Below are 25,834 nucleotides of genomic sequence, written 5' to 3' on the forward strand. Positions count from 1 at the left end.
TCATAGCGTTAGGGAAACGCCCGGTTACATTTCGAACCCGGAAGCTAAGCCTTTCAGCGCCGATGGTACTGCAGGGGGGACCCTGTGGGAGAGTAGGACACCGCCGAACAATCTTTCTGGACCCTCGGTCCTGGCCAAAGCGCTGGGGCCGGGGGTCCTTTTGTTTTTCACGCCAGTGCGCAGTCCGCGGACGGTACGCGAGACTGGCACTACAGCAGTACGAACGACAGGAGTCATGTCGATGTCCAACACGCCCGAGGAAAGGCCGGATCGGCCGGAGCGGCGCGCGCCGCGTCAGGGCGGCGACCGGGGTGGTTTCCGCAGCAGCGGTCCCCGCCGCGAAGGCGACCGAGCCGGCGGCGGTTTCCGTCGCGACGATCGCCCCCGTTATGACCGGCCCCGTGAGGACCGGCGGGACGATCGAGGTGGCTTCCGTCGCGACGACCGTCCTGGTGGCGATCGTCCCCGTGAGGACCGTCCGCGTCAGGACCGTCCCGGTGGCGATCGCGGTGGGTTCCGCCGTGAGGACCGTCCGCGTCAGGACCGTCCCGGTGGTGACCGTGGTGGGTTCCGTCGTGACGACCGTCGTGACGAGCGTCCGCGCTTCGACCGTCCCCGTGACGATCGCCCGCGTGACGATCGTCCGCGTCAGGACCGTCCCGGTGGCGATCGCGGTGGGTTCCGTCGTGACGACCGTCGTGACGAGCGTCCGCGCTACGACCGTCCCCGTGAGGACCGTCCCGGTGGCGATCGTGGTGGGTTCCGTCGTGACGACCGTCGTGACGAGCGTCCGCGCTTCGACCGTCCCCGTGACGATCGCCCGCGTGAGGACCGTCCCGGTGGTGACCGTGGTGGGTTCCGTCGTGACGACCGTCGTGACGAGCGTCCGCGCTACGACCGTCCTCGTGAGGACCGTCCCGGTGGCGATCGTGGTGGGTTCCGTCGTGACGACCGTCGTGACGAGCGTCCGCGCTTCGACCGTCCCCGTGACGATCGCCCGCGTGAGGACCGTCCGCGTCAGGACCGTCCCGGTGGTGACCGTGGTGGGTTCCGTCGTGACGACCGTCGTGACGAGCGTCCGCGCTACGATCGCCCCCGTGACGATCGCCCCCGCGAGGACCGTCCCCGAGACGACCGCGGTGGGTTCCGTCGTGACGACCGTCGTGACGAGCGTCCGCGCTACGACCGTCCCCGTGAGGACCGTCCGCGTCAGGACCGTCCCGGTGACGACCGTGGTGGGTTCCGCCGTGACGACCGTCGCGACGACCGACCGCGTGGTCCGCGCAGGGACGACGACCGCGGTGGCCGGCGTCCGTATGTGCAGGGGCGTGGCCGCTTCGCGGACACGCGGGGCCGTGACGACCGCCGTGAGGAGCGGGAGCCGATCAAGCGGCTGCCGATCCCGGAGGACGTGACGGGCCAGGAGATCGACCCGAGCGTGCGGCAGGAGCTCATGAGCCTGCCGAAGACGCTGGCGGAGGACGTGGCGCGCAACCTCGTGATGGTGGCCCGGCTGCTGGACGAGGACCCGGACGCGGCTTACGGGTACTCCCGTGTCGCGCTGCGGCTCGCGTCGCGCGTCGCCGCCGTCCGTGAGGCGGCCGGTTTCGCGTCGTACGCCACGGAGCGGTACTCCGAGGCGCTGGCCGAGTTCCGGACCTGCCGCCGGATGACGGGCACGGTCGACCTGTGGCCGGTCATGGCGGACTGCGAGCGAGGCATGGGCCGTCCGGAGCGCGCGCTGGAGATGGCGGGCGCCCCGGAGGTGCACAAGCTGGACCGCGCCGGCCAGGTGGAGATGCGCCTGGTGGCGGCCGGGGCCCGGCGCGACATGGGCCAGAACGAGGCCGCGGTCGTCACGCTGCAGAGCTCCGAGCTGGCGTCGAACGCCGTTCACCCGTGGACCGCCCGGCTGCGTTACGCGTACGCCGACGCGCTGCTCGCCGTCGACCGTGAGGACGAGGCGCGCGAGTGGTTCGCCAAGGCGGTGGAGGCCGACCACACCGGCAGCACGGACGCCTCCGACCGACTGGCGCAGCTGGACGGCGTGGCCTTCGTCGACGTCCTGGACGACGAGGACGACGACGCGGTCGTCCCCGGCGACGACACGGTGGAGCCGTCCGGCGCGGACGCGGAACACGAGGACGAGGACGACGAGGACGACGAGGACGAGGACGACGAGCCGGAGGCGAAGGCCACGGCGGACGAGCGCCCCGCCGCCCCGGTGGAGGAGCCCGAGGTCGACCTGACCGACGAGGCCGATCCGTCGGCCTTCCTCGAGAACCCGTTCAAGGAGCCCTCGCGCGACACCGAGGACTGACCCGCGGCGCTCCGCGGACAGCGAACGAAGAGGGCGGCACCCGCATCACGCGGGTGCCGCCCTTCGGCGTTCCGCGTCAGGCCGGTGTGCCCTCCGGCTCCAGGCTGCGCAGGACCAGGCCGGAAGCCGGCTTGGGCCCGAACGACGTCGACTTGCGCGGCATCGTGACGCCCTGGCGGGCGAGTTCGTGGACGACGCTCTCCTGCACCGGGTGGATGAGCACGGCGGTGCCGCCCAGCCGCCGCGCGTGCGCCACGGCCGCCTCCGTGTCGTGGATGTACTGGATGTGCTCGGGGGAGTCGGGGACCTCCCAGACGCGGTCCAGCAACAGGCTGTGCAGCACGGTCGCGTCGAGCCGCCGCCATGCCTCGGGGCGGTCGTGCGGGACGGCCAGCGCGGTCAGGTCCGGATCGGGCCGGTCCAGCAGGTGGAAGCCGTTGTCGCCGCTCAGGACGAAGGCGTTGCCCTCGGCCGTGGCGTCCTCGAGGGCGGCCAGGGCCTGGGGGAGCGGGCCCGGCAGTTCGCGGACCCGGAAGGCCTTGCGGGCGGCTTCCAGGGCGAGGGCGGGGGGCAGTTGGGGCAGTACGCGGTGGATCGCGCGGACCCGCAGCGGGTAGCGGGCGCTGTCGACGAGCAGGACGAGGCCGTAGTCCCAGGGGCTCGGGCCGTGGTGCTCGGACTGGAGCCTCAGGTAGGTGGCCCAGCGGTGGTGGCCGTCGGCGATGAGTGCCTGGTGGCGCGACAGGTCGGCGCCGACGGCCGCGATGGCGTCGGCGTCGGTGATCGCCCACAGGCGGTGCCGGATGCCGTCCTCGGTGGTCGTGGCGAGCAGCGGGGCTTCCTGGACGGTGCGTTCGACGATCCGGCCGGCGGGTCCGTCCTCGCCGCGGTACGACAGCAGCAGCGGTTCGAGGTTCGCGGCGGTGGCGCGCATGAGGGCGGCGCGGTCGGCGACCGGTCCGGGCATGACGTCCTCGTGGGGGAGGACGATGCGCTCCTCGGGCGGGGTCAGCCGCAGGGCGCCGATGAGTCCCCGTTGCAGGTGGTCGCCGTCGTGCTGCTCGTAGACGTACAGCGCGGGGGCGGGGTCCAGGGCGAGGACGCCGTCCTTCTGCCACTGGGACAGCGCGGAGGCCGCCTTGAGGTGCCGGCCGTCCGGGGGCTCGGCGCTGGGGAGGATGAGCCGCACGACATTGTGCGGGTCGGCTGTCTCGAGGTGCCGCTGTCCCTCGGGCCGGACGACGACGTCGTACGGTGGCGAGGTGACCGCGGCCAGGCTGCCGACCCGCTCGGGGACGTAGCGGAGCGCGCGGAACGGCGCGAGCCGCAAACCACCCGGTGCAGCGGGTCCGGAAATGCTCATCCGGGAATGCTACGCGGGTCATGCCCGCGGGGAGTGCCGAGTGATCGACAACATACGAGGAGCGACAGCCCGATGACGACTCACCGGACCGTGCCGGACGGCAGTGAACAGCCTTTGGACCAGGCGTACGACACGGCGCTGCTCGATCTCGACGGGGTCGTGTACGCCGGCGGCGACGCCATCGCGCACGCGGTCGACTCGCTCGGCATGGCGCGCGGGCACGGTATGCACCTGGCGTACGTCACCAACAACGCGGCCCGCACCCCGCAGGCCGTCGCGGAGCACCTGACCCGGCTGGGCGTGCCCGCGGAGGCGTCGGAGGTCATCACCTCGGCGCAGGCGGTCGCCCGGCTGATCGCCGACCAGGTGCCCACCGGGGCGCGGGTGCTGGCGGTCGGTGGGGAGGGGCTGGTGGAGGCGCTGCGCGAGCGCGGACTGCGGCCGGTGGACTCCGCCGACGACGACCCCGCGGCGGTCGTCCAGGGCTACTCGCCCAAGGTCGGCTGGGAGCAGCTCGCGGAAGCCGCGTACGCGGTCAACCGGGGCGTGCCCTGGTTCGCGTCCAACACCGACCTGACGATTCCGACCGCGCGCGGCACGGCGCCCGGCAACGGCGCGCTCGTGGAGGTCGTGCGGATCGCGACCGGCGCGACGCCGCAGATCGCCGGCAAGCCGCTGCCCCCGATGCACCGCGAGACCGTCATCCGGACGGGCGCCGAGCGGCCCCTGGTGGTGGGGGACCGGCTCGACACCGACATCGAGGGCGCGCACGCGGGTGGCGTCGACTCCCTGCTGGTCCTGACCGGGGTCACCACCGCGGCGCAGTTGCTCGCCGCGCCTCCGCAGCACCGGCCGACGTACGTGGACGCGGATCTGCGCGGGCTGCTCACGCCGCAGCCCGAGGTGGAGGCGGCCGGCGGCGAGGGGGCGTACCGCTGCGGTGGCTGGACGGCGCTGGCGGGCGAGGGCGCGCTCCTGCTGGACGGGCAGGGCGAACCCATGGACGGGCTGCGCGCGCTGTGCGCGGCGGCCTGGACGGCGGCAGGTGGCGGTACCTGCACTCTGGACGCGGAGAAGGCCCTGGCCCGGCTGGGCCTGAGCTAGCCGGGCCGGGCGCCGGGAGGGCGGCTAGAGGAGCTTGCGCAGCCGCAGGAGGTCGCGCAGGGCCGCCTCCAGCTTCACCCGGCCGCTGCCCCACGCCTTCGCGAAGTGCAGCCTGCCGTCGACGAGCGCGACCAGGTCGTCACCGGCCATGGTGAGCCGTATCTGCGCGCGCTCGTCCGGCGTGCCGGGCACGGTGACGACATCCTGGATGCGGCCGCCGGAGAGCCGGCCGACGAAGGTGATGTCGAGGTCGGTGATGCGGCAGCTCAGCGAGCGGTCGAGGGCGGCCGCGCTGCGCACGTCGCCCTCCGCCCTTGCGAGGTTCTCCGACAGCCGGTCGAGTGCGCTGCGGCACTCCTCGATGGTCGCCATCGGTTGTGCGTCTCCCGTTCGGATGCTGACGTGTGCTGATCGACGGTACCGCAGCGGACCCTTGGCGAGGCGCGGGCCGCTACGGGGTAGCGTCATGACCAACGAGAAGCACGGAGACCGGTGAACCCGAAGGTGAGGAGTGAGGGCGATGCGGGACGCGCTGCGGACCTGCCTGCAGATTGCGGGCGGCCTGACCGAGGCCACCCGGCGACGGGCGGTCGGGGCGGCGAGAGAGCTGCTGGACCAGGCGGGGATAGACGTCGAGGAAGTCCAGCGTTCGATCGGCCGGCGCATCCCGGCGGAGGTCCAGACGCTCGCCGATGAGCTGATGACGGCTGGGCGCGCCAACCGGGACCTGCTCGTCGGGCTCATCCGCGAGGAGATCGACAAGGCGATGACCCGGGTCAGCCGCCTCGCGGACGACGTCACCCGGGTCGGGGTCGTCCTGGAGGCGCTGGAGCGGCGCATCCGCAACCTGGAGGGCGACGGGCGGGCCAGGACGGCCGCCGGCGCCTCCGACACGGCTGCCACGTCTGACGCGGACGGTATGGACGACGACATGGACGGCGTGGAGGCCGAACCGGGGCTGTACGTGCCGCCGCAGCCGCCCGTCGAGCACGTGCCGGTCGAGGGGGAGGAAGGGCCGGCCACGGCCGCCACTCCCACCGCGCGCAAGAACGCCGCCCCCGCGACGCCTCCGGCCTCCCCCAAGGAGGCGGCCGCGCCGTCCAGGACCCCCGTCGCCGCGCCCACCGCGCGCAAGAACGCCGCCCCCGGGGCGGTGCCCGCCGCGCCGAAGAAGGCGACCCCGGCATCGGCCGCGGCTCCGGCGAAGAAGGCGGCTCCGGCGGCGAAGAAGGCCCCGGCCAAGAAGGCGGCTCCCGCCAAGAAGACTGCTGCCGCCACCAAGGCCGCGTCCGCCACCAAGGCGACACCGGCCAGGGCGACACCCACCAAGGCGACACCGGCCAAGAAGACCCCCTCCGCTCGCAAGGCCGCGCCCGCGGCCCCGACCGCCCCGGCGAAGAAGACCGCCGCCAAGAAGGCCGCGCCCGCGGCCAAGACGGCCTCGGCGCCCACCGCGCGCAAGAGCGCCGCCTCAGGGGCGGTGCCCGCCGCGCCGAAGTCCGCGACCCCGGCATCGGCCGCGGCTGCCGCGAAGAAGGCGGCTCCGGCGGCGAAGAAGGCCCCGGCCAAGAAGGCCGCCACCACGGCGAAGACGGCCCCCGTCAAGAGCGCGGCGAAGAAGACCGCCACCGCGAACCCGGCGGCCAAGAAGACCGCCGCCAGGAAGACCGCGGCGAAGAAGGCCACCGGGACGCGGGAGGCGGGCCGTGACTGAGACGGGAGCGGTACAGGTGACGCCTGAGGCGACAGCCCAGGGGGCACCGGAGGCGGCGCCGGGGCCGGAGGGGCCCCAGCCGCTGGGGGTCGTGGTGGAGGCGACGGGGAATACCGAGGTGGACGGCGTGCTTGTCCGCCTGGGGGACGCCGACGCGCTCCCCACCGAGGACCACATCGAGGTGTACGAGGATGTACACCGAGGGCTGCGTGACGCCCTCACGAGACTCGACGACAACAGGAGCTGAACCTCACGTGGCACGACGCCGACTCGACGCCGAGCTGGTGCGCCGGAACCTCGCCCGCTCACGGGAGCACGCCGGGCAGCTGATCGCCGCCGGCCGGGTGACCGTGGGCGGGACGACCGCGACCAAGTCCGCCACGCAGGTGGAGACCAGCGCGGCGGTGGTCGTGGCCGAGGACGGCTCGGACCCGGACTACGTCTCCCGAGGCGGGCACAAGCTCGCCGGGGCACTGGCGGCCTTCGTGCCGCTGGGACTGGCCGTGGAGGGGCGCCGGGCGCTGGACGCCGGCGCGTCGACCGGCGGCTTCACGGACGTACTGCTCCGCAACGGCGCCGCGCACGTCGTGGCGGTGGACGTCGGCTACGGCCAGCTCGCGTGGTCGCTGCAGAGCGATGAACGCGTCACCGTCAAGGACCGTACCAACGTACGCGAGTTGACGCTCGAGCAGATCGACGGCCGGCCGGCCGACATCGTCGTCGGCGACCTGTCCTTCATTCCGCTCGGGCTCGTCCTTCCCGCTCTCGTCCGCTGCTCCGCGCCCGACGCGGACCTTGTCCTCATGGTCAAGCCGCAGTTCGAGGTCGGGAAGGAACGGCTGGGCAGCGGCGGTGTCGTGCGCAGCTCCCAGTTGCGCGCCGAAGCCGTACGCCAGGTCGCCGGACAGGCGGCCGAACTTGGACTGGGGGTGCTGGGCGTGACCGCGAGCCCGTTGCCGGGACCGTCGGGGAATGTGGAGTACTTTCTGTGGCTGCGCGCCGGGGCACCCGAGCTGGACCCGGCCGACGTCGACCGCGCCGTGGCGGAGGGGCCCCGTTGAGCGAGACACTTCAGGCGCAGGAGCGCACCGTCCTCCTGCTGGCGCACACCGGCCGGCCGGCCGCCATCCGCAGTGCGGAGCGGGTCGTCCAGGGACTGCGGCGATGCGGCATCGGCGTGCGGGTGCTGGCCGAGGAGGCCGAGGACCTCACCCTGCCGGACAGCGACGCGGTGCAGCGGGTGCAGGAGATCGGCCCGGAGACCGTCGAGGACTGCGAGTTGATCATCGTGCTCGGCGGTGACGGCACCCTGCTGCGCGGCGCGGAGTTCGCCCGGGCCTCGGGCGTGCCGATGCTCGGCGTCAATCTGGGCCGCGTCGGCTTCCTCGCGGAGGCGGAGCGGGACGACCTGGACAAGGTCGTCGACCGGGTCGTCACGCGCGACTACGAGGTCGAGGAACGCATGACGATCGACGTCCTGGTCCGCAACGACGGCCGTGTCGTGCACACCGACTGGGCGCTCAACGAGGCGTCGGTGGAGAAGCAGGCGCGCGAGCGGCTGCTGGAGGTCGTCACGGAGGTGGACGGCCGTCCGGTCTCCCGGTTCGGCGGCGACGGAGTGGTCATGGCGACCCCGACCGGATCGACGGCGTACGCCTTCTCCGCAGGCGGCCCGGTGGTCTGGCCGGAGGTCGAGGCGCTGCTCATGGTGCCGATCAGCGCGCACGCGCTGTTCGCCAAGCCGCTGGTCACCTCGCCGAGGTCGGTGCTCGCAGTCGAGGTGCAGCCCAAGACGCCGCACGGGGTCCTGTGGTGCGACGGACGACGGTCGGTCGACCTGCCCGCGGGAGCGCGCGTCGAGGTGCGGCGGGGTGCCGTACCGGTGCGGCTGGCGCGGCTGCACCACGCCTCGTTCACCGACCGGCTGGTCGCGAAGTTCGCCCTTCCGGTCGCGGGCTGGCGGGGCGCGGCGCACTGAGGAGTGAGGCCCGTCGCGCGGCGGGCCGCAAACCTCGTATGGTCGTATCCGTGTTGGAGGAAATGCGGATCAGGTCGCTGGGAGTCATCGAGGACGCCGTGGTGGAGTTGTCACCCGGCTTCACCGCGGTGACCGGCGAGACCGGCGCGGGCAAGACCATGGTCGTCACGAGTCTCGGGCTGCTCCTGGGCGGCCGCGCCGACCCGGGTTTGGTCCGGATCGGCACGAAATCGGCGTCCGTCGAGGGGCGGATCACGCTGAGTGCCGACGCGCCCGCCGCCGTGCGGGCCGAGGAGGCCGGTGCCGAGCTGGACGACGGTGCGCTGCTCATCAGCCGTACGGTCTCGGCGGAGGGCCGCTCCAGGGCGTACGTGGGCGGCCGCTCGGTGCCCGTGGGGCTGCTGGGCGAGCTGGCGGACGAGCTGGTGGCCGTGCACGGTCAGACCGACCAGCAGGGGCTGCTGCGGCCCGCGCGCCAGCGCGAGGCCCTGGACCGGTACGCGGGGGACGCCGTCGCCGTGCCGCTGGCCAAGTACGGCGCCGCCTACCGCCGGCTGCGCGAGGTCGCCGGCGAGCTGGACGAGCTGACCACCCGGGCCCGGGAACGGGCCCAGGAGGCGGACCTGCTGCGCTTCGGCCTGGACGAGGTCGCCGACGCGGAGCCGCTGCCGGGCGAGGACAACGAGCTGGCCGCCGAGGCGGAGCGGCTGGGCCATGCCGAGGCGCTCGCCTCGGCCGCCAGCCAGGCCCACGCCGCCCTGGCGGGCAACCCGGAGGACCCCGAGGGCGTCGACGCGGGGATGCTCGTCGCGGGCGCCCAGCGCGCCCTGGACGCCGTGCGCTCGCACGACCCGGAGCTCGCCGCGCTGTCCGACCGGATCGGCGAGATCGGCATCCTCCTCGGCGATGTGGCCGGCGATCTGGCCGGGTACGCGGACAACCTGGACGCCGACCCGCGGCGACTGGCCGCGGTCGAGGACCGGCGCGCCGTCCTCGCGCACCTGACGCGCAAGTACGGCGAGAACATCGACGCCGTCCTGGCGTGGGCGGCCACCGGCGGCGCGCGCCTGGGCGAGCTGGAGGGCGACGACGACCGGATCACGGAGCTGACCGTCGAGCGCGACGCCCTGCGGGCCGAGCTCGGCGACCTCGCGCAGGCGCTCAGCGACGCCCGCGCGGAGGCGGCGGACCGTTTCGCCGGGGCCGTGACCACGGAGCTCGCGCAGCTCGCCATGCCGCACGCCCGTGTCTCGGTCGCCCTGCGGCAGACCGAGGACCCCGAGGGCGTGCTGGTGGGCGGGCGCCCGGTCGCCTTCGGCGCGACCGGCGCGGACGAGGTGGAACTGCAGCTCGCGCCGCACCCCGGCGCACCGCCCCGGCCGATCTCCAAGGGCGCCTCCGGCGGTGAGCTCTCCCGCGTGATGCTCGCGGTCGAGGTGGTCTTCGCGGGGTCCGACCCCGTGCCCACCTACCTCTTCGACGAGGTCGACGCGGGTGTCGGCGGCAAGGCGGCCGTCGAGGTCGGCCGGCGCCTGGCCAAGCTGGCGCGGACCGCGCAGGTCGTGGTCGTCACGCACCTGCCGCAGGTGGCGGCCTTCGCCGACCGCCAACTGCTGGTCGAGAAGACCAACGACGGCTCCGTGACCCGCAGCGGTGTGCGCGTGCTGGAGGGCGAGGAGCGGGTGCGCGAGCTGTCGCGCATGCTCGCCGGTCTTGAGGACTCCGAGCTGGGACGCGCCCACGCGGAGGAACTGCTCGCGGCGGCCCGCGAGGCCCGCTGAGGCGGCCGCGTCCGCGGCGGTACCGGGCCGGGGGGTGTTCGCCCGGCCCGGTCCCGCGGGTGCGCTGCTTGCGGCGACCGGCAGCGGGCCGAGCCCGTGGGTCCGGTGTCTCCGGCAGGCCCGGCGCTTCTCGCCGTCGCACTATGGGGCTCCAGTGGCCCCGGCTCCCGGCGATTGCGGGGAGGCGCGTTGTGCGGCCTGTGTCCCGTCCCACGACGGCTGAGGGCCGGGTGCCTGTCCGCGCGGTCGGGGCGGGGCCCGTCGCCCGGAGTCCGGGGTGTCGGGCGTTCCGATGCCGCTCCGCAGGCGCGCGCTCGTTCCGGACCGGGCGTCGGCCGGGTACGTCCCGCTGCGGCCCCGCTCACGCGGAAGGCGGGCCGACTGGACGGCAATGCCCGCCGGCGGCGCTGTGGGGCGGATGTGTGCGAGTCGGGGCTGGTTGTGCGGACCGGGTTGGATCGGCGGTTCTGACGGCGGGCGGGGCGTGCGCGGTGTGCCGGCGGGCGCCGTGGGGCGGATGTGGGTGGGCCGGGGCCGGTCGTGCGGACCGGGTTGGATCGGCACGGCTCTGACCGTGGGCAAGGTGTGTGGCGCACCGTAGGGTGCTGGTCCGCGGCGCCGCGACGCCCGGCGTACGCACCGGGTGCGGGCCGGGCGGGCGCGGGTTGGAGCACGCTGACGCACTCGTAAGGGTGGTCCCGCGTACGTGCGACCGGGCGCGCGCCGCGCAGCGCTCCCTGGATGGCGTATTGGCCTGGCATCCTGGAGGGCAGCACACTGCAATCCCCTTCGCCCGATGCCGAGTCAGGAGTCCGACCGCGCGTGAGCAGTACTCCGAGCCCCCCGCACGGGCAGCTGCACGCCGTCCATGTGCTGGGTGAGACCGGGAGGGCCCATGTGGCCTCGGTCGCGGGCGGGTTGGCGGCGCGTGGGGTGCAGGTGACGGTCTGCGGGCCGGGCGCGGCGGAGGAGCGGTACGGATTCGCCGCGGCCGGGGCGCGGTTCGCTCCGGTGGAGATCACCCGCCGATCCGTGCCGCGCGCGGACGCGGCGGTGGTGACGGCTCTGCGGGCGGCCTGCGCCGGGGCGGATGTCGTGCACGCGCACGGCCTGCGGGCCGGCCTGCTGGCCACCGTGGCGCTGGGTGGGCGGCGCACCCCGCTGGTGGTCACCTGGCACGGCGCGGTCTTCGCGGAGGGCGCCCGCAAACCGCTGCTGCGGTTGCTGGAACGGCGCGTGGCGCGGGCCGCGTCCGTGGTGCTGGGCGCGTCCTCGGACCTGGTGGACAGGGCCCGCGCGGTCGGCGCCCGGGACGCCCGGCTGGCGCCCATCGGTGTGCCGCTGCCGCCCAGGACCGCCGCGACGCCCGAGGCGGTCGCCGAGGCGGAACGGCGCCGCCAGAAGGCGCGGGACGAATTCGGCGCCGGGGAGCGGCCGTTGCTGCTCGCGGTCGGCCGCCTGGAGCCGCACAAGGGGTACGACCGGTTGCTGGACGCGGCCCACGGCTGGACGCGGCTGCACCCGCAGCCGCTGCTGGTGGTCGCGGGTGAGGGATCGCTGCGGCCGGAGCTCCAGGAACGCATCGACACCGAGCGGCTGCCGGTGCTGCTGCTGGGCCTGCGTGACGACGTGCCCGAACTGCTGGCCGCCGCCGACGCGGTGGTGCTGCCCTCCCGCTGGGAGGCCCGCTCGGTCATCGCCCAGGAGGCCCTGCACGCGGGGGTCCCGCTGGTCGCGACGAACGTCGGCGGCACCCCTGAACTCGTGGGCGACGCCGCCGAACTGGTTCCCTACGGCGACCCGAAGCGGCTCGCCGACACCGTGGTGCGCCTGCTCGGCGATCCGGCGCGGCGGGCCGAACTGGCCGCCGCCGGCCCCGCGCAGGCGGGCACCTGGCCGACCGAGGATGACACGGTCGCCCAAGTGCTCAGCATCTACGACGAGTTGTCCTCGCGCTGATCGCCGCCCGGGGGGCCTGGCGGCTGTTCAGCCGCCGTACGCGCCGCTCGCGGTCAGCCGCAGCGCGGTGTCGATCAGCGGGACATGGCTGAACGCCTGCGGGAAGTTGCCGACCTGACGCTGCAGGCGCGGGTCCCACTCCTCCGCCAGCAGGCCGAGGTCGTTGCGCAGGGCCAGCAGCCGCTCGAACAGCCGGCGCGCTTCATCGACCCGGCCGATCATGGCGAGGTCGTCGGCGAGCCAGAACGAGCAGGCGAGGAAGGCGCCCTCGTCGCCGGGGAGGCCGTCGAGGTTCTCACCGCCGGGCGGGGCGTCGGTCGGGTAGCGCAGCACGAAGCCGTCCTCGGTGGACAGCTCCCGCTGGATCGCCTCGATGGTGCCGATGACGCGCTTGTCGTCCGGCGGCAGGAAGCCGACCTGCGGGATGAGCAGCAGCGACGCGTCGAGCTCGCGCGAGCCGTAGGACTGCGTGAAGGTGTTGCGCTCCTTGTCGTAACCCTTCTCGCACACGTCCCGGTGGATCTCGTCGCGCAGGTCGCGCCAGCGCTCCAGCGGGCCGTCGACCTCGCCGGACTCGATGAGCTTGACGGTGCGGTCGACGGCGACCCAGGCCATGACCTTGGAGTGAACGAAGTGCCGGCGCGGGCCGCGGACCTCCCAGATGCCCTCGTCCGGCTCGTCCCAGTGGTCCTCGAGGTAGTGGATGAGCCGGAGCTGGAGCAGCGAGGCGTAGTCGTTGCGGGCCAGGCCGGTCATGTGGGCCAGGTGGAGCGCCTCGGTGACCTCGCCGTAGACGTCGAGCTGCAGCTGGTGGGCGGCGCCGTTGCCGACCCGGACCGGGGTCGAGCCCTCGTAGCCGGGCAGCCAGTCCAGCTCGGTCTCGCCGAGCTCGCGCTCGCCGGCGATGCCGTACATGATCTGCAGGTTCTCCGGGTCGCCGGCGACCGCGCGCAGCAGCCACTCGCGCCAGGCGCGGGCCTCGTCCCGGTAGCCGGTGCGCAGCAGGGACGACAGGGTGATCGCCGCGTCGCGCAGCCAGGTGAAGCGGTAGTCCCAGTTGCGGACGCCGCCGATGTCCTCTGGCAGCGAGGTCGTCGGCGCGGCCACGATGCCGCCGGTGGGCCCGTACGTCAGCGCCTTGAGCGTGATCAGGGAGCGGACCACGGCGTCCCGGTAGGGCCCGTGGTAGGTGCACTGGGCGACCCACTCGCGCCAGAAGTCCTCGGTAGCCTCCAGCGAGGACTCGGGGTCGGCGAGCGGGGGCGGCTCCTTGTGCGAGGGCTGCCAGCTGATCGTGAAGGCGACGCGGTCGCCGGGGGCCACGGTGAAGTCGGCGTACGTGGTGAGGTGCTCGCCGTAGGTCTCGACATCGGTGTCGATCCAGACCGAGTCCGGGCCGGCGACGCCGACGGTGCGGTCCCCGACCTTGTGCACCCACGGCGTGACCCAGCCGTAGCTGAAGCGCATGCGCAGTGCCGAGCGCATCGGCACGCGGCCGCTCACGCCCTCGACGATCCGGATCAACTGAGGGGCGCCGTCACGCGGCGGCATGAAATCGATCACACGGACCGTTCCGCGCGGGGTGTCCCACTCCGATTCCAGCACCAGGGAGTCGCCCCGGTAATGGCGCCGGGTGGCGGCCGGCGGCTGCGCACCGTGCGGGAAGGCGGGGCCGAGCCGCCAGTAGCCGTGCTCCTCGGTGCCGAGCAGGCCCGCGAAGATCGCGGGGGAGTCGAAGCGGGGCAGACACAGCCAATCGACCGTGCCGTCCCGGCACACCAGGGCGGCGGTCTGCATATCGCCGATGAGTGCGTAATCCTCGATACGCCCGGCCACGTAGGTCTCCAGTCGAACGACGGCGGCGCCCCTAGGGACTGGGGCGGTATTTGCGGTCTGTGGATCTTTCGACGAGCTCTTTCCCGGGAGCAGGCGGGGTGGTGCCGTGCCGGTTCACTCGCATCGAATCGATGTGTCCGAGCAGGATACGACGACAACGCGGGCGGTGCGGAAGCCCCGACTCAGCCTGCTGGGCCGGTCGGGTGCATTTTGTCGTACCAATGTCCCGCGACCTCCCCTTTTCACCAGAGAGCCGCCCTCCGCGGCTGGTGCGCGTCACTGATACCCTGGTAGCCCGTGGGCCGGTGGCCTGAACCACTGAACCGCCGCGACGACACCACCCCTCTTCACCGCCATGGTGCCGTCCCGACCACCACCTCGCGACCACGGGAGCCCCCTCTTGGCACTGCCGCCCAAATCCACGACGACCAAGCACCTCTTCGTCACCGGGGGTGTCGCCTCCTCGCTCGGCAAGGGCCTGACGGCCTCCAGCCTGGGAGCGCTGCTCAAGGCCCGGGGCCTGCGGGTCACCATGCAGAAGCTCGACCCGTACCTCAACGTGGACCCGGGCACGATGAACCCCTTCCAGCACGGTGAGGTGTTCGTCACGGACGACGGCGCCGAGACCGATCTGGACATCGGCCACTACGAGCGCTTCCTGGACGTGAACCTCGCGGGCTCGGCCAACGTCACCACCGGCCAGGTCTACTCCTCGGTGATCGCCAAGGAGCGCCGCGGCGAGTACCTCGGCGACACCGTGCAGGTCATCCCGCACATCACCAACGAGATCAAGTCCCGTATCCGGCGCATGGCGACCGAGGACGTGGACGTGGTCATCACCGAGGTCGGCGGCACCGTCGGCGACATCGAGTCGCTGCCCTTCCTGGAGTCCGTCCGCCAGGTCCGGCACGAGGTGGGCCGGGACAACGTCTTCGTGGTGCACATCTCGCTGCTGCCGTACATCGGCCCCTCCGGCGAGCTGAAGACCAAGCCGACGCAGCACTCGGTGGCCGCGCTGCGCAGCATCGGCATCCAGCCCGACGCGATCGTGCTGCGCGCCGACCGTGACGTGCCGACCTCCATCAAGCGCAAGATCTCGCTGATGTGCGACGTGGACGAGGAGGCGGTGGTCGCCGCCATCGACGCCCCGTCGATCTACGACATCCCCAAGGTGCTGCACACCGAGGGCCTGGACGCCTACGTCGTCCGCAGGCTGAACCTGCCGTTCCGTGATGTGGACTGGACGCAGTGGGACGACCTGCTCAAGCGGGTCCACGAGCCCGAGCACGACCTGAAGGTCGCGCTGGTCGGCAAGTACATCGACCTGCCCGACGCGTACCTGTCGGTGACCGAGGCGCTGCGCGCCGGCGGCTTCGCCAACAACGCCAAGGTCAACATCAAGTGGGTCACCTCCGACGACTGCAAGACCCCGGCCGGCGCCGCGCGCCAGCTCGGTGACGTCGACGCGATCTGCGTGCCCGGCGGCTTCGGCGACCGCGGCGTGGAGGGCAAGGTCTCGGCGATCACCTACGCCCGGGAGAACGGCATCCCGCTGCTGGGCCTGTGCCTGGGCCTGCAGTGCGTGGTCATCGAGGCGGCCCGCAGCCTCGCCGGCATCAAGGACGCCAACTCCACCGAGTTCGACCCGGCCACCGCCCACCCGGTGATCTCCACCATGGCCGAGCAGCTCGACATCGTCGCGGGCCAGGGCGACCTGGGCGGCACCATGCGGCTCGGCCTGTACCCGGCCAAGCTCGCCGAGGGCTCCATCGTCCGCGAGGTGTACGGCGGCGAGCCCTACGTCGAGGAGCGCCACCGGCACCGGTACGAGGTCAACAACTCCTACCGGGGCGAGCTGGAGAAGAAGGCCGGTCTGCAGTTCTCCGGCACCTCGCCGGACAACAAGCTGGTCGAGTACGTCGAGTACCCGCGCGAGGTGCACCCCTACCTGGTCGCCACCCAGGCGCACCCCGAACTCAAGTCCCGGCCGACCCGTCCGCACCCCCTGTTCGCGGGTCTGATCGCGGCCGCCGTCAAGCGCCGCCAGGGCTGATCGGTACGGTGGCCGTGGTGGGCCGGAAGCCCGGCCCGCCACGGCACTGCGTACGAAGGGCACAGCATGCTGCAGGACACCCCTGAGGAGTGGCGGACCACGGCCACCACCACCCCTTTCACCGGGAACAAGACCGGTGTCCGCACCGACGAGGTCGTCATGCCCGACGGCGGCGTCGCCAAGCGCGACTACCAGGTCCACCCGGGCTCGGTGGCCGTGCTGGCCCTGGACGACGAGGACCGGGTGCTGGTCCTCAAGCAGTACCGGCACCCCGTACGGATGAAACTGTGGGAGATCCCCGCCGGACTGCTGGACATCCCCGGTGAGAACCCGCTGCACGCCGCACAGCGCGAACTGTACGAAGAGGCGCACGCCAAGGCCGAGGACTGGCGGGTGCTGATCGACGTCTACCCCTCGGCCGGCGGCTCCGACGAGGCGGTGCGCGTCTTCCTCGCCCGAGGTCTGTCCGAGGTGGAGGGCGAGCGCTACGAGGTGTCGGAGGAAGAGGCCGACATGGAGCTGGCCCGGGTCGCGCTGACCGACCTCGTGCGGGGCGCGCTCGCCGGCCGTCTGCACAACAACAGCCTGGTGACAGGCGTGCTGGCGGTTCATGCGGCACGTGCCGGAGACGGTCTGGACGCGCTGCGGCCCGCGGACGCGGAGTGGCCCGCGCGACCGTACGCCGACTGACTCCGGCTGATCCCGGCCGACCCCGCCGGCGCCGGGCCGCCGCGCTGAGGAGCCCGGCCCGGCCCGGCGCGGCCGGGGCCCGGTAGGACCATCGGATCGTCCGGGAGGGTGATCATTGGTGCTTTCGGCCGCGTCGCGCCCGGGGGGCGGACCCGCCGGGTGAACTAGGCTCGTCCCGTTCTCATTCAGAACGGGAGTGGGCCCGTGGCGGATCACGTGCTGGACGCCGACGCATCGGTGGCGGCTTGCGACGACGGCCTCCGGGAGCCGCCGGTACAGACCCCCGCCCCCGGCACGCTGCCGCCCGACGTGCCCCATTTCGTCGGCCGCCGCCGTGAGCTCGAGGAGCTGCGGGCCGACATCGACCGGCCGGGCCTCGCGACGCTGCGCGGGCGCAGCCCCGACGGGAGCCGGGTGCTGCTGGTGGCCGGGCGGCCCGGCTCCGGACGCACCTCCCTGGCGCTGCGTCTGGCCCACGACGTCGCCGACCACTACCCCGACGGGCAGTTCTTCGTCCGGCTCAGCGACAACGAGGGCGAACCCGTGCCCCCCGGTCAGTCCGCGCGGGCGCTGCTGCGGGCGCTGGGGGTCGGCGCGGAGCCGGGAGCGGAAGGCGCGGAACTGTCCGCGGCGCTGCGCACCGCGCTGGCCGCGCGCCGGGCGGTGCTGGTGCTGGACGACGTGGTCGACCCGCGGCAGCTGCTCGACCTGCTCCCCAAGGGCTCCGGCAACCTGTTCGTCGCCACCTCGGAGGGGCCGCTGCCCGGTGTGCCCGACGTACGGCCGTGCACCCTGGGCGGACTCGACCCGGCCGCCTGCGTGGACCTGCTCGCCCAGGCCGTGGGACGGGTCCGGGTCACCAACGACCCCAAGGCCGCCGAGGCGCTGGCCCACGAGTGCGGCGGACATCCCGCGGCGCTCCGCCTGATCGGCGCCTGGCTCGCCACCCAGCCGCGCACCTCCGTCGCCGACGCGACCCGCCGCCTGCACGACATCCGGGCGGATTCCCCGGCCCAGGCCCCCGCTCCGGCGGCCGCCCGCGAGTCGGCACCGGTCGCCCCGACCACCGGTGACGGGGTGCTGCGCGAGGACGTCGGCCGCCGCGGGACCGCGGACGCCCTGCCGGTCGACAAGCGGTCCCGGGTGGTGCCGCGCACCACCCCCGCCCCCTCGGCGGACCCCGCTCCCACCGCGGCCCCCGCCCCCGCCGCACCGCGCGCCACCGCCCCGCCGGAGCTGCTGCGCGCCTTCCGTTTCGTGTACGGGGCGCTCGCCCCCGCCGTCGCCCGGATGCTGCGGCTGCTCGCACTGGCCCCCACGGGCCTGGTGGACGCCCAGACCGCCTCGGCGCTCGCGGGCTGCTCCGTGGGCGAGGCCGAAGGGACGCTGGAGAACCTGGCCGGCTGCGGGCTGCTGCACGCGGAGCCGGTCGCGGACCCGCTGCCCCGGCAGTACCGGGTGCCGGGCTGGCTGACCCCGTCCCTGCACGAGCTGCTGCGCGGCACCGACAAACCCGCCGAGACCCAGCTCGCCCGCGCCCGGATGCTGGAGCGTACCGTACGGCTGCTGCACGCCTGCCGGCTGGGCCTGGAGGGCGCCGACATGGAAGCGGACGGGCTGCCGAAGTCGCTGCGCTTCGCGGACCGCCCGGCCGCGGCCGGGTGGCTGCGCGACCGGCTGCCGGTCCTGCTGGCCGCCGCGCGGCTGGCCGTCGCCGACGGCGAACTGGACACCCTGGCCCGGCGGCTGATGGCCGCGCTCGTGCGCGCGCTGGCCGCCGACCCGGGCGGCGGGGAGAACGCCGCGGAGCGCTACCAGCTGCACCACCTCGTCCTGGACGTCGCCCAGCGGCGCGGACTGCACCGCGAGAAGGCCGCGGCGCTGCTCAACATCGGCGACCTCGACGTGGAGGGCGCCCGTCCGCTCGACGCCCTCGACCGCTACCGCGCCGCGCTCGTCGCCGCCCGCGAGGGTTTCGACGGGGACGCCGAGGGCCGTGCCCTGGAGGCGATCGCCGGCACCTACCTGGAGCTGGACGACCCGCAGCGCGCGTCCGACTGGTACGGCAGGGCCCTCGCCCTGCGCCAGGCGCGCGGCGAGCTGATCCACGCGGCCCGGCTGCACGGCCGGCTCGGCGCGCTGCAGACGTACGCCGGCCGGTACGGGCACGCGCTGCGCGAGTGGCGGGCCGCGGTGGCCGCGTACCGGCGGCTGAAGGACCTGCCGGCCCAGGCCCGCGCACTGACGGAGGTGGCCCGGGTCCAGGAGTACGCGGGCCACCCCGAGGACGCGCTGCGGACCTGCCGGGACGCCCTGTACTGGGCCCGGCAGGCGGGGGAGCGGCGGCTGGAGGGCGCGGTGCTGCTGCGGATGGCCGACACCCTCGACCGGCTGGGCGATCGTGCGGGTGCGCGGCTGCAGCGGGCGGCCGCCCGGCGGCTGCTCCCGGCCTCCGAGATCCCCCGGAGCCCGGAGGCCGAGGAGGGCTGACGCCGAGGGGAAAGGCCTGACCGGCCGCTACCTACGAAACTGCCAATGCCTTCGAAGAAAGTAGTCACTTTGTAAGGCTGGACAGCGAGTCTTCCTTCACTACACTTGGTCACACCGCGAACATCGCGGCCAGGTCCGACGTACCCTGACATCGGCCGGTTCCGGCTGGATTCAGCTGCTTTCGACCGGCATGACGGGTGTCGGAGACCTGTGCACTGGCAAACCCGACGCTCCCCACACAAGGACCGTGATCGACGTGAAGGTCGGCATCCCCCGCGAGGTCAAGAACAACGAGTTCCGCGTGGCCATCACCCCCGCCGGCGTGCACGAGCTCGTCCGAGGCGGCCACCAGGTCTTCGTCGAGCTGGACGCCGGCCTCGGCTCGTCCATCCCGAACCAGGAGTACGTGGCCGCCGGTGCCACGATCCTCCCCACCGCCGACGAGGTGTGGGCGACCGCCGACCTGCTGTTGAAGGTCAAGGAGCCGATCGCGGAGGAGTACCACCGGCTCCGCAAGGACCAGACGCTCTTCACCTACCTGCACCTGGCCGCCTCCCGCGAGTGCACCGACGCCCTCCTGGAGTCCGGCACCACCGCGATCGCGTACGAGACCGTCGAACTGGCCAACCGCCAGCTGCCGCTGCTCGCTCCGATGTCCGAGGTGGCCGGCCGGCTCGCCCCGCAGGTCGGCGCGTACCACCTGATGCGCTCGGCCGGCGGCCGCGGCGTGCTGCCCGGCGGCGTCCCGGGCGTGGCCCCGGCGAAGGCCGTGGTCATCGGCGGCGGGGTCTCCGGCTGGAACGCCGCGCAGATCGCCATCGGCATGGGCTTCCACGTCACCCTGCTCGACCGCGACATCAACAAGCTGCGCGAGGCGGACAAGGTGTTCGGCACCAAGGTGCAGACCATCGTCTCCAACGCCTTCGAGCTGGAGAAGGCGGTCCTGGAGGCGGACCTGGTGGTGGGCGCCGTGCTCATCCCGGGCGCCAAGGCCCCCAAGCTGGTCACCAACGAGCTGGTCTCCCGGATGAAGCCGGGCTCCGTGCTCGTCGACATCGCCATCGACCAGGGCGGCTGCTTCGAGGACTCGCGTCCCACCACGCACGCCGAGCCGACCTTCACGGTGCACGACTCGGTCTTCTACTGCGTCGCCAACATGCCCGGCGCGGTCCCCAACACCTCGACGTACGCGCTCACCAACGCGACGCTCCCGTACATCGTGGAGCTGGCCAACCGCGGCTGGCGCGAGGCGCTGCGCCGGGACGCCGCGCTCGCCAAGGGCCTCAACACCCATGAGGGACAGGTCGTTTACGGCCCGGTCGCCGAGGCGCACGGCATGGAGTCAGTGGACCTGGCGTCGCTGCTCGCGTGATCGTCGGCTCAGTCGACTGATCGACTTTTTGGTCCGGCGTCAACGCGCCGCCCCTCCGGTACTCACGGCCGGGCCTTGGGAGTTCAAGGCCCGGCCGTTCGCGTGGAACCGTACGGTTTCACCGATTCGTCCCTCGGCGAAACATCCGCGACGAGCCCGTTACACCCTTGACAGCGGCGCGTTCGGTTGCCGACACATCGTGCCGTGTCCGGTGGATTGTGTTGCTGTGAACCACCGACACGCCATAGAGTCGCCAACCGTCGGCATGCTGCAACGCTGACCTATTGAGAAGTTTCCTGGTCACCAAGGAGGTAAGACGACTTGTGAATGAGTCGACATTTGCTCCCGGGGGTGGTCAGCCAGGAACGACCGTTCAGGCCGAGGGCTCCTCAAGGCTCGAGGCGGTGGGCTCCGTGGCCGTCCGCACCTTCGAGGCGCGCCGGCCCGGACAAGGCAACGAGGCACACACCCCGAATCCCATGGCGCACTACGAAGAAGAGCTGCAGGACGGTCAGTTCTACGACCCCGACGCCGAGTACGAGCCCGACCCGGAGTACGCGGCCACCCTCGCGCCCGACGCGGCCCGTCAGCGGCGGGAGCGCGTCGGCCCCACCGGCCGTCCGCTGCCGTACTTCCCGATCCCCGGCCCGCTGAACGACCACGGCCCGGCGAAGATCATCGCCATGTGCAACCAGAAGGGCGGCGTCGGCAAGACCACGTCGACCATCAACCTCGGTGCCGCACTGGCCGAGTACGGCCGCCGTGTGCTGCTGGTCGACTTCGACCCGCAGGGCGCGCTCTCCGTCGGACTCGGCGTCAACCCGATGGAACTGGACGTCACGGTCTACAACCTGCTGATGGAGCGCGGGCTCTCGGCCGACGAGGTGCTGCTGAAGACCGCGGTGCCCGGCATGGACCTGCTGCCCAGCAACATCGACCTGTCCGCCGCCGAGGTGCAGTTGGTCAGCGAGGTGGCCCGCGAGTCCTCGCTGCAGCGCGCCCTCAAGCCGCTGCTGCCGGACTACGACTACGTCATCATCGACTGCCAGCCGTCGCTGGGTCTGCTGACCGTCAACGCGCTGACCGCCGCGCACCAGGTGATCGTGCCGCTGGAGTGCGAGTTCTTCGCCCTGCGCGGTGTCGCGCTGCTCACCGAGACCATCGAGAAGGTCAGGGAGCGGCTCAACCCCGAGCTGGAGCTGGACGGCATCCTCGCCACGATGTACGACTCGCGGACCGTGCACAGCCGCGAGGTCCTGGCGCGCGTCGTCGAGGCCTTCGACGACCACGTCTACCACACCGTGATCGGGCGGACCGTGCGCTTCCCGGAGACCACGGTCGCCGGTGAGCCGATCACCACGTACGCGTCCAACTCGGTGGGCGCGGCCGCCTATCGCCAGCTCGCCAGGGAGGTGCTCGCCCGGTGTCACGCCGAGTGAGTCTCCCGGGGGCCGACGAACTGTTCCGGACCACCGGGGGGCGGGGGCTCCAGCCCTCGACGCCGCGGCAGCACGCCAACGGTGAGACTCCCGGCGACAGCGCGGACCGCCCCCTGAGGCCCGTCCCGGCCCCCGCGGGACCGTCCGCGGCCGAGGAACCGGAAGGCGCCGAGGAGGCGCCGGTACAGGAATCCGCGGCCCCCGCCGAGGAAGCCGAGCACACCGGCCGGGACAGCGGGACCGCCCCGGCCGCGCGGCCCGTCCCGGAACAGGCCTCCCCGGCCGGCCAGCCGGGCCGCCGCACCCTCCAGCCGCCCGCGGGGTCCCCCGGGGCGGCGGCCTCCTCCGCGGCCGTCCCGGCCGTCCCGCAGCCCGTGCAGCCGGCCCAGCAGCAGCCGCGCCGCAAGTCCGGGCGCGCGCCCCGGCGGCCCAGCGGCCGCGAGCGCCACGACGAGAAGATCACGGTCTACGTCTCCGCCGAGGAACTGATGGACCTCGAACACGCCCGCCTGGTCCTGCGCGGCGAGCACGGCCTCGCCGTGGACCGGGGCCGCATCGTCCGCGAGGCCGTCGCGGTCGTCCTCGCCGACCTGGAGTCCCGCGGCGACGCGAGCATCCTCGTCCGCCGCCTCCGAGGCCGCTGACACCTCCGGCGCGATACGGTGCCGTCCTCCGCACGGCCCCGCAGCACGACCTGGACCCGAATGCCCTCCGACGACTCCGCCAGCTCCTCCCGCTCCCGCCGCCTCCTGGGCCGCGGTCCCGGTACCGCGCCGCCCCCGGACGCGGAGCCACCGGCTCCGGTGACCCCGGTGACCCCGGCGGCCGCCGACGGCGCCGCCGCAGTCGTCCCGCCCGGCATCGAGGGCACCGCCCCCGTCGCGCCCGCGACCGAGCCGCCGTTGGAGCCCGCGGACCGCGCGGAACCCGCCGCGCCCCTCCCGGCGCCCGCCCAGGCCCCCGACGACGCCCCTGAAGCCCCTTCCGCCGCGCCGGCACCGTCCGAGCCCGTCGTGGCTCCCCAGGCCCCTCACGAGGCCCTCAGCGGCCCGCCGGGGCCCGCGGCCCCGGAGCGGGAGCCGGAGCGCACCCCCGAGGCGCCCGCCGGGGAGGGGGACGGGAAGTTCACCGTGCGGCTGGCGAACTTCGAGGGGCCCTTCGACCTGCTGCTGCAACTGATCTCGAAGCACAAGCTGGATGTGACCGAGGTCGCGCTGTCGAAGGTCACGGACGAGTTCATGGCGCACATCCGCGCCATGGGGCCGGACTGGGACCTGGACCAGACGACGGAGTTCCTGGTCGTGGCCGCGACGCTGCTGGACCTGAAGGCGGCCCGCCTGCTGCCCGCCGCGGAGGTGGAGGACGAGGAGGACCTGGCGCTGCTGGAGGCGCGGGACCTGCTGTTCGCGCGGCTGCTGCAGTACCGGGCGTACAAGCAGATCGCGGCGATCTTCGCGGACCGCCTGGAGGCGGAGTCGCTGCACCATCCCCGGACCGTCGGGCTGGAGCCGCACCACGCGGAACTGCTGCCCGAGGTGGTGCTGAGCATCGGCTTGGAGCGCTTCGCGCAGCTCGCCGTCAAGGCGATGCAGCCCAAGCCGAAGCCGCAGGTGTACGTGGACCACATCCACGCGCCGCTGGTGAGTGTCCGGGAGCAGGCCGAGCACGTGATCGCCGTACTGCGCGAGCGCGGGGAGGCCAGCTTCCGCGAGCTGACCTTCGACGCGCCGGACACGCTGACGGTCGTCGCCCGCTTCCTGGCGCTGCTGGAGCTGTACCGCGAGAAGGCGGTCGCACTGGACCAGGAGGAGGCCCTGGGGGACCTCCGGGTCCGCTGGACGGGCGGCGAGAGCGCACCGGAGCAGCCGCTCGTCACCGATGAATTCGACCAGGACCCCGCGGCGAGGAAGGACGGGAAGGATGACTGACGAATCCGCGGAGGAGGCCGTCCCCGGGGAGCGGACCGGGGAGGCGCCCGCCGGGCTGCTCTCGCCGGCCGACCTGGAGCTGCGCCCCGCGCTGGAGGCGGTCCTGATGGTCGTGGACGAGCCGGCCACCGAGGAGACCCTCGCCAAGGTGCTGGACCGCCCGCGCCGCGAGGTCGCCACCGCGTTGCGCGAGCTGGCCGAGGAGTACACGGAGCAGAACCGCGGCTTCGACCTGCGGCTGGTCGCCGGCGGCTGGCGTTTCTACACCCGTCCCGCCTTCGCGCCGGCCGTGGAGAAGTTCGTCCTGGACGGCCAGCAGGCCCGGCTGACGCAGGCCGCGCTGGAGACCCTGGCGGTCGTCGCCTACCGCCAGCCGGTGTCCCGTTCGCGGGTCTCGGCGGTGCGCGGCGTCAACTGCGACGGCGTGATGCGCACCCTGCTCCAGCGGGGTCTGGTCGAAGAGTGTGGGACGGAACCCGAGACAGGTGCGATCCTGTACAGGACGACGAACTACTTCCTGGAGCGAATGGGCCTGCGCGGCCTGGACGAGTTGCCCGAGCTCGCGCCCTTCCTCCCGGAGGCTGACGCCGTCGAGGCGGACTCCCTGGAGGGCGTCCCCTCATTCGACCCGGACTCGACGACGGAAACTTGATGCGAAGCAGTAGCGGCAGCGGCAGGAACAGCGGTGGCAACCGGAACAACCGGGGCGCCGGTGGTGGCACGCCCGGGTCGAGGTCCGGGGGTGGGCGCGACGACCAGCAGAAGCGCGCGGGCCGGCCCCGTCCGGAGGAGCGCCGCTACGACGTCGGCGGCGGTGCTCCCGGCGAGGCCGGGAAGGGCAGGGGCGGCAGGCCCGGCGGGGCCTCGGGCAAGCCCCGCAAGTCCGTTCCGGCGCGCCCGCGGGAGCTCGACGCGCAGATCGAGGAGCGGAACCGGGCGCGGCACGACAAGCCCAAGCTGAACCTGCCCAAGACCTTCCCCGGCGCCGAGCAGGAGGGCGAGCGGCTGCAGAAGGTGCTGGCCCGGGCGGGCATGGGCTCGCGTCGTGCGTGCGAGGAGCTGATCGAGCAGCGACGGGTCGAGGTCAACGGCACGATCGTCACCGAGCAGGGCCTGCGCGTCGACCCGGAGAAGGACGAGGTGCGCGTCGACGGGCTGACCGTGGCCACGCAGTCGTACCTGTTCTTCGCGCTCAACAAGCCCGCCGGCGTCGTCTCCACGATGGAGGACCCGGACGGCCGCCAGTGCCTCGGCGACTACGTGACCAACCGCGAGACGCGGCTGTTCCACGTCGGCCGTCTCGACACCGAGACCGAGGGCATCATCCTGCTCACCAACCACGGTGAGCTGGCCCACCGCCTCACCCACCCCCGGTACGGCGTGCAGAAGACCTACCTCGCCGCGATCAGCGGGGTGCTGCCGCGCGACATCGGCAAGCAGCTGAAGAACGGCATCGAGCTGGAGGACGGCTACGCCCGCGCCGACAACTTCCGCGTCGTGCAGCAGACCGGCAAGAACTACCTCGTCGAGGTGACCCTGCACGAGGGCCGCAAGCACATCGTGCGCCGGATGCTGGCCGAGGCGGGATTCCCGGTGGACAAGCTCGTGCGGACCAGCTTCGGCCCGATCGCGCTCGGCGACCAGAAGTCCGGCTGGCTGCGGCGGCTGACCAACACCGAGGTCGGCATGCTCATGCGCGAGGTCGATCTCTGATCCCGCCGCCGCCCCTGCCGGGGTGCCGCCGGATCTTCTGATCGACTTCTCATCCCATAAATACTTTCCCGCAGGCCCCGCCTCCGGGAAGGAT

At 73.2% G+C, this 25,834-nt stretch carries 21 protein-coding genes and 1 rRNA gene; 19 read left to right on the forward strand and 3 right to left on the reverse strand.

The window, feature by feature from the left end:
• The 3 genes from rrf to PV364_RS21760 form a co-directional block, all read left to right on the forward strand.
• Positions 1-109: ribosomal RNA gene (gene rrf / locus PV364_RS21750) — 5S ribosomal RNA — on the forward strand; the annotation flags it as partial.
• A gap of 280 nt (positions 110-389) precedes the next feature.
• Positions 390-1,415: a hypothetical protein gene (locus tag PV364_RS21755; RefSeq protein ID WP_319661824.1), complete on the forward strand. Its 1,026-nt coding sequence runs from the start codon at positions 390-392 to the stop codon at positions 1,413-1,415.
• 23 nt (positions 1,416-1,438) lie between these two features.
• Entirely contained in the window at positions 1,439-2,320 is an 882-nt protein-coding gene (locus PV364_RS21760) for a hypothetical protein (protein WP_319662044.1), read from the forward strand.
• Positions 2,321-2,396: 76 nt separating this feature from the next.
• On the opposite strand, the gene PV364_RS21765 is transcribed toward PV364_RS21760, so the two are convergent.
• Complete coding sequence (locus tag PV364_RS21765; protein ID WP_319661825.1) at positions 2,397-3,683, reverse strand: DUF1015 domain-containing protein; 1,287 nt, start codon at positions 3,681-3,683, stop codon at positions 2,397-2,399.
• A gap of 72 nt (positions 3,684-3,755) precedes the next feature.
• Here PV364_RS21765 and PV364_RS21770 point away from each other — a divergent pair, with 72 nt between their 5' ends.
• On the forward strand, positions 3,756-4,787 hold the full coding sequence (locus PV364_RS21770) for an HAD-IIA family hydrolase (RefSeq protein ID WP_319661826.1): 1,032 nt from the start codon (positions 3,756-3,758) through the stop codon (positions 4,785-4,787).
• A 24-nt stretch (positions 4,788-4,811) separates the two neighbouring features.
• Here PV364_RS21770 and PV364_RS21775 read toward each other — a convergent pair whose 3' ends face one another.
• Entirely contained in the window at positions 4,812-5,159 is a 348-nt protein-coding gene (locus PV364_RS21775) for a sterol-binding protein (protein WP_319661827.1), read from the reverse strand.
• 148 nt (positions 5,160-5,307) lie between these two features.
• Between PV364_RS21775 and PV364_RS21780 the strand changes: the two genes are divergently transcribed.
• The 6 genes from PV364_RS21780 to PV364_RS21805 all read left to right on the forward strand — a co-directional run bounded on the left by PV364_RS21780 (position 5,308) and on the right by PV364_RS21805 (position 12,219).
• Positions 5,308-6,501 carry a histone gene (locus tag PV364_RS21780; RefSeq protein WP_319661828.1) on the forward strand — a complete coding sequence of 398 codons (1,194 nt, stop codon included), beginning with the start codon at positions 5,308-5,310 and terminating at the stop codon, positions 6,499-6,501.
• Positions 6,494-6,748: a hypothetical protein gene (locus PV364_RS21785; protein ID WP_401976826.1), complete on the forward strand. Its 255-nt coding sequence runs from the start codon at positions 6,494-6,496 to the stop codon at positions 6,746-6,748. The genes PV364_RS21780 and PV364_RS21785 overlap by 8 nt, the downstream gene beginning before the upstream one ends.
• Positions 6,749-6,755: 7 nt before the next feature.
• Positions 6,756-7,562, forward strand: a complete 807-nt coding sequence (locus tag PV364_RS21790) for a TlyA family RNA methyltransferase (protein ID WP_319661829.1) — start codon at positions 6,756-6,758, stop codon at positions 7,560-7,562.
• Positions 7,559-8,479, forward strand: a complete 921-nt coding sequence (locus PV364_RS21795) for an NAD kinase (protein WP_319661830.1) — start codon at positions 7,559-7,561, stop codon at positions 8,477-8,479. The genes PV364_RS21790 and PV364_RS21795 overlap by 4 nt, the downstream gene beginning before the upstream one ends.
• A gap of 38 nt (positions 8,480-8,517) precedes the next feature.
• The gene (gene recN / locus PV364_RS21800; RefSeq protein WP_319661831.1) at positions 8,518-10,260 is read left to right on the forward strand and encodes a DNA repair protein RecN; all 1,743 of its coding nucleotides are present in this window, start codon (positions 8,518-8,520) and stop codon (positions 10,258-10,260) included.
• Positions 10,261-11,082: 822 nt separating this feature from the next.
• The gene (locus tag PV364_RS21805; protein ID WP_319661832.1) at positions 11,083-12,219 is read left to right on the forward strand and encodes a glycosyltransferase family 4 protein; all 1,137 of its coding nucleotides are present in this window, start codon (positions 11,083-11,085) and stop codon (positions 12,217-12,219) included.
• Positions 12,220-12,246: 27 nt separating this feature from the next.
• Here PV364_RS21805 and PV364_RS21810 read toward each other — a convergent pair whose 3' ends face one another.
• Positions 12,247-14,055: a glycoside hydrolase family 15 protein gene (locus PV364_RS21810; RefSeq protein ID WP_319661833.1), complete on the reverse strand. Its 1,809-nt coding sequence runs from the start codon at positions 14,053-14,055 to the stop codon at positions 12,247-12,249.
• Positions 14,056-14,461: 406 nt separating this feature from the next.
• On the opposite strand from PV364_RS21810, the gene PV364_RS21815 reads away from it, so the two are divergent.
• From PV364_RS21815 to PV364_RS21855, 9 genes are all read left to right on the forward strand, one after another.
• Positions 14,462-16,108: a CTP synthase gene (locus tag PV364_RS21815; RefSeq protein ID WP_319662046.1), complete on the forward strand. Its 1,647-nt coding sequence runs from the start codon at positions 14,462-14,464 to the stop codon at positions 16,106-16,108.
• 66 nt (positions 16,109-16,174) lie between these two features.
• On the forward strand, positions 16,175-16,798 hold the full coding sequence (locus tag PV364_RS21820; protein ID WP_319661834.1) for an NUDIX hydrolase: 624 nt from the start codon (positions 16,175-16,177) through the stop codon (positions 16,796-16,798).
• 204 nt (positions 16,799-17,002) lie between these two features.
• Complete coding sequence (locus PV364_RS21825) at positions 17,003-19,288, forward strand: tetratricopeptide repeat protein (protein ID WP_319661835.1); 2,286 nt, start codon at positions 17,003-17,005, stop codon at positions 19,286-19,288.
• A 256-nt stretch (positions 19,289-19,544) separates the two neighbouring features.
• The gene (ald, locus tag PV364_RS21830; RefSeq protein ID WP_319662048.1) at positions 19,545-20,660 is read left to right on the forward strand and encodes an alanine dehydrogenase; all 1,116 of its coding nucleotides are present in this window, start codon (positions 19,545-19,547) and stop codon (positions 20,658-20,660) included.
• A gap of 404 nt (positions 20,661-21,064) precedes the next feature.
• Complete coding sequence (locus PV364_RS21835; protein ID WP_401976820.1) at positions 21,065-22,099, forward strand: ParA family protein; 1,035 nt, start codon at positions 21,065-21,067, stop codon at positions 22,097-22,099.
• Positions 22,084-22,743 (forward strand): hypothetical protein, encoded by a 660-nt coding sequence (locus PV364_RS21840; RefSeq protein ID WP_319661837.1) that lies wholly within the window; start codon positions 22,084-22,086, stop codon positions 22,741-22,743. The genes PV364_RS21835 and PV364_RS21840 overlap by 16 nt, the downstream gene beginning before the upstream one ends.
• Positions 22,744-22,803: 60 nt before the next feature.
• Entirely contained in the window at positions 22,804-24,027 is a 1,224-nt protein-coding gene (locus PV364_RS21845; RefSeq protein ID WP_319661838.1) for a segregation and condensation protein A, read from the forward strand.
• Complete coding sequence (scpB, locus tag PV364_RS21850; RefSeq protein ID WP_319661839.1) at positions 24,020-24,679, forward strand: SMC-Scp complex subunit ScpB; 660 nt, start codon at positions 24,020-24,022, stop codon at positions 24,677-24,679. The genes PV364_RS21845 and scpB overlap by 8 nt, the downstream gene beginning before the upstream one ends.
• Complete coding sequence (locus PV364_RS21855) at positions 24,679-25,740, forward strand: pseudouridine synthase (protein ID WP_319661840.1); 1,062 nt, start codon at positions 24,679-24,681, stop codon at positions 25,738-25,740. Before scpB ends, PV364_RS21855 begins: the two co-directional genes overlap by 1 nt.
• Positions 25,741-25,834: the final 94 nt, after the last annotated feature.

The sequence above is a fragment of the Streptomyces sp. MI02-7b genome, from assembly GCF_033793585.1.
Lineage (GTDB): Bacteria > Actinomycetota > Actinomycetes > Streptomycetales > Streptomycetaceae > Actinacidiphila.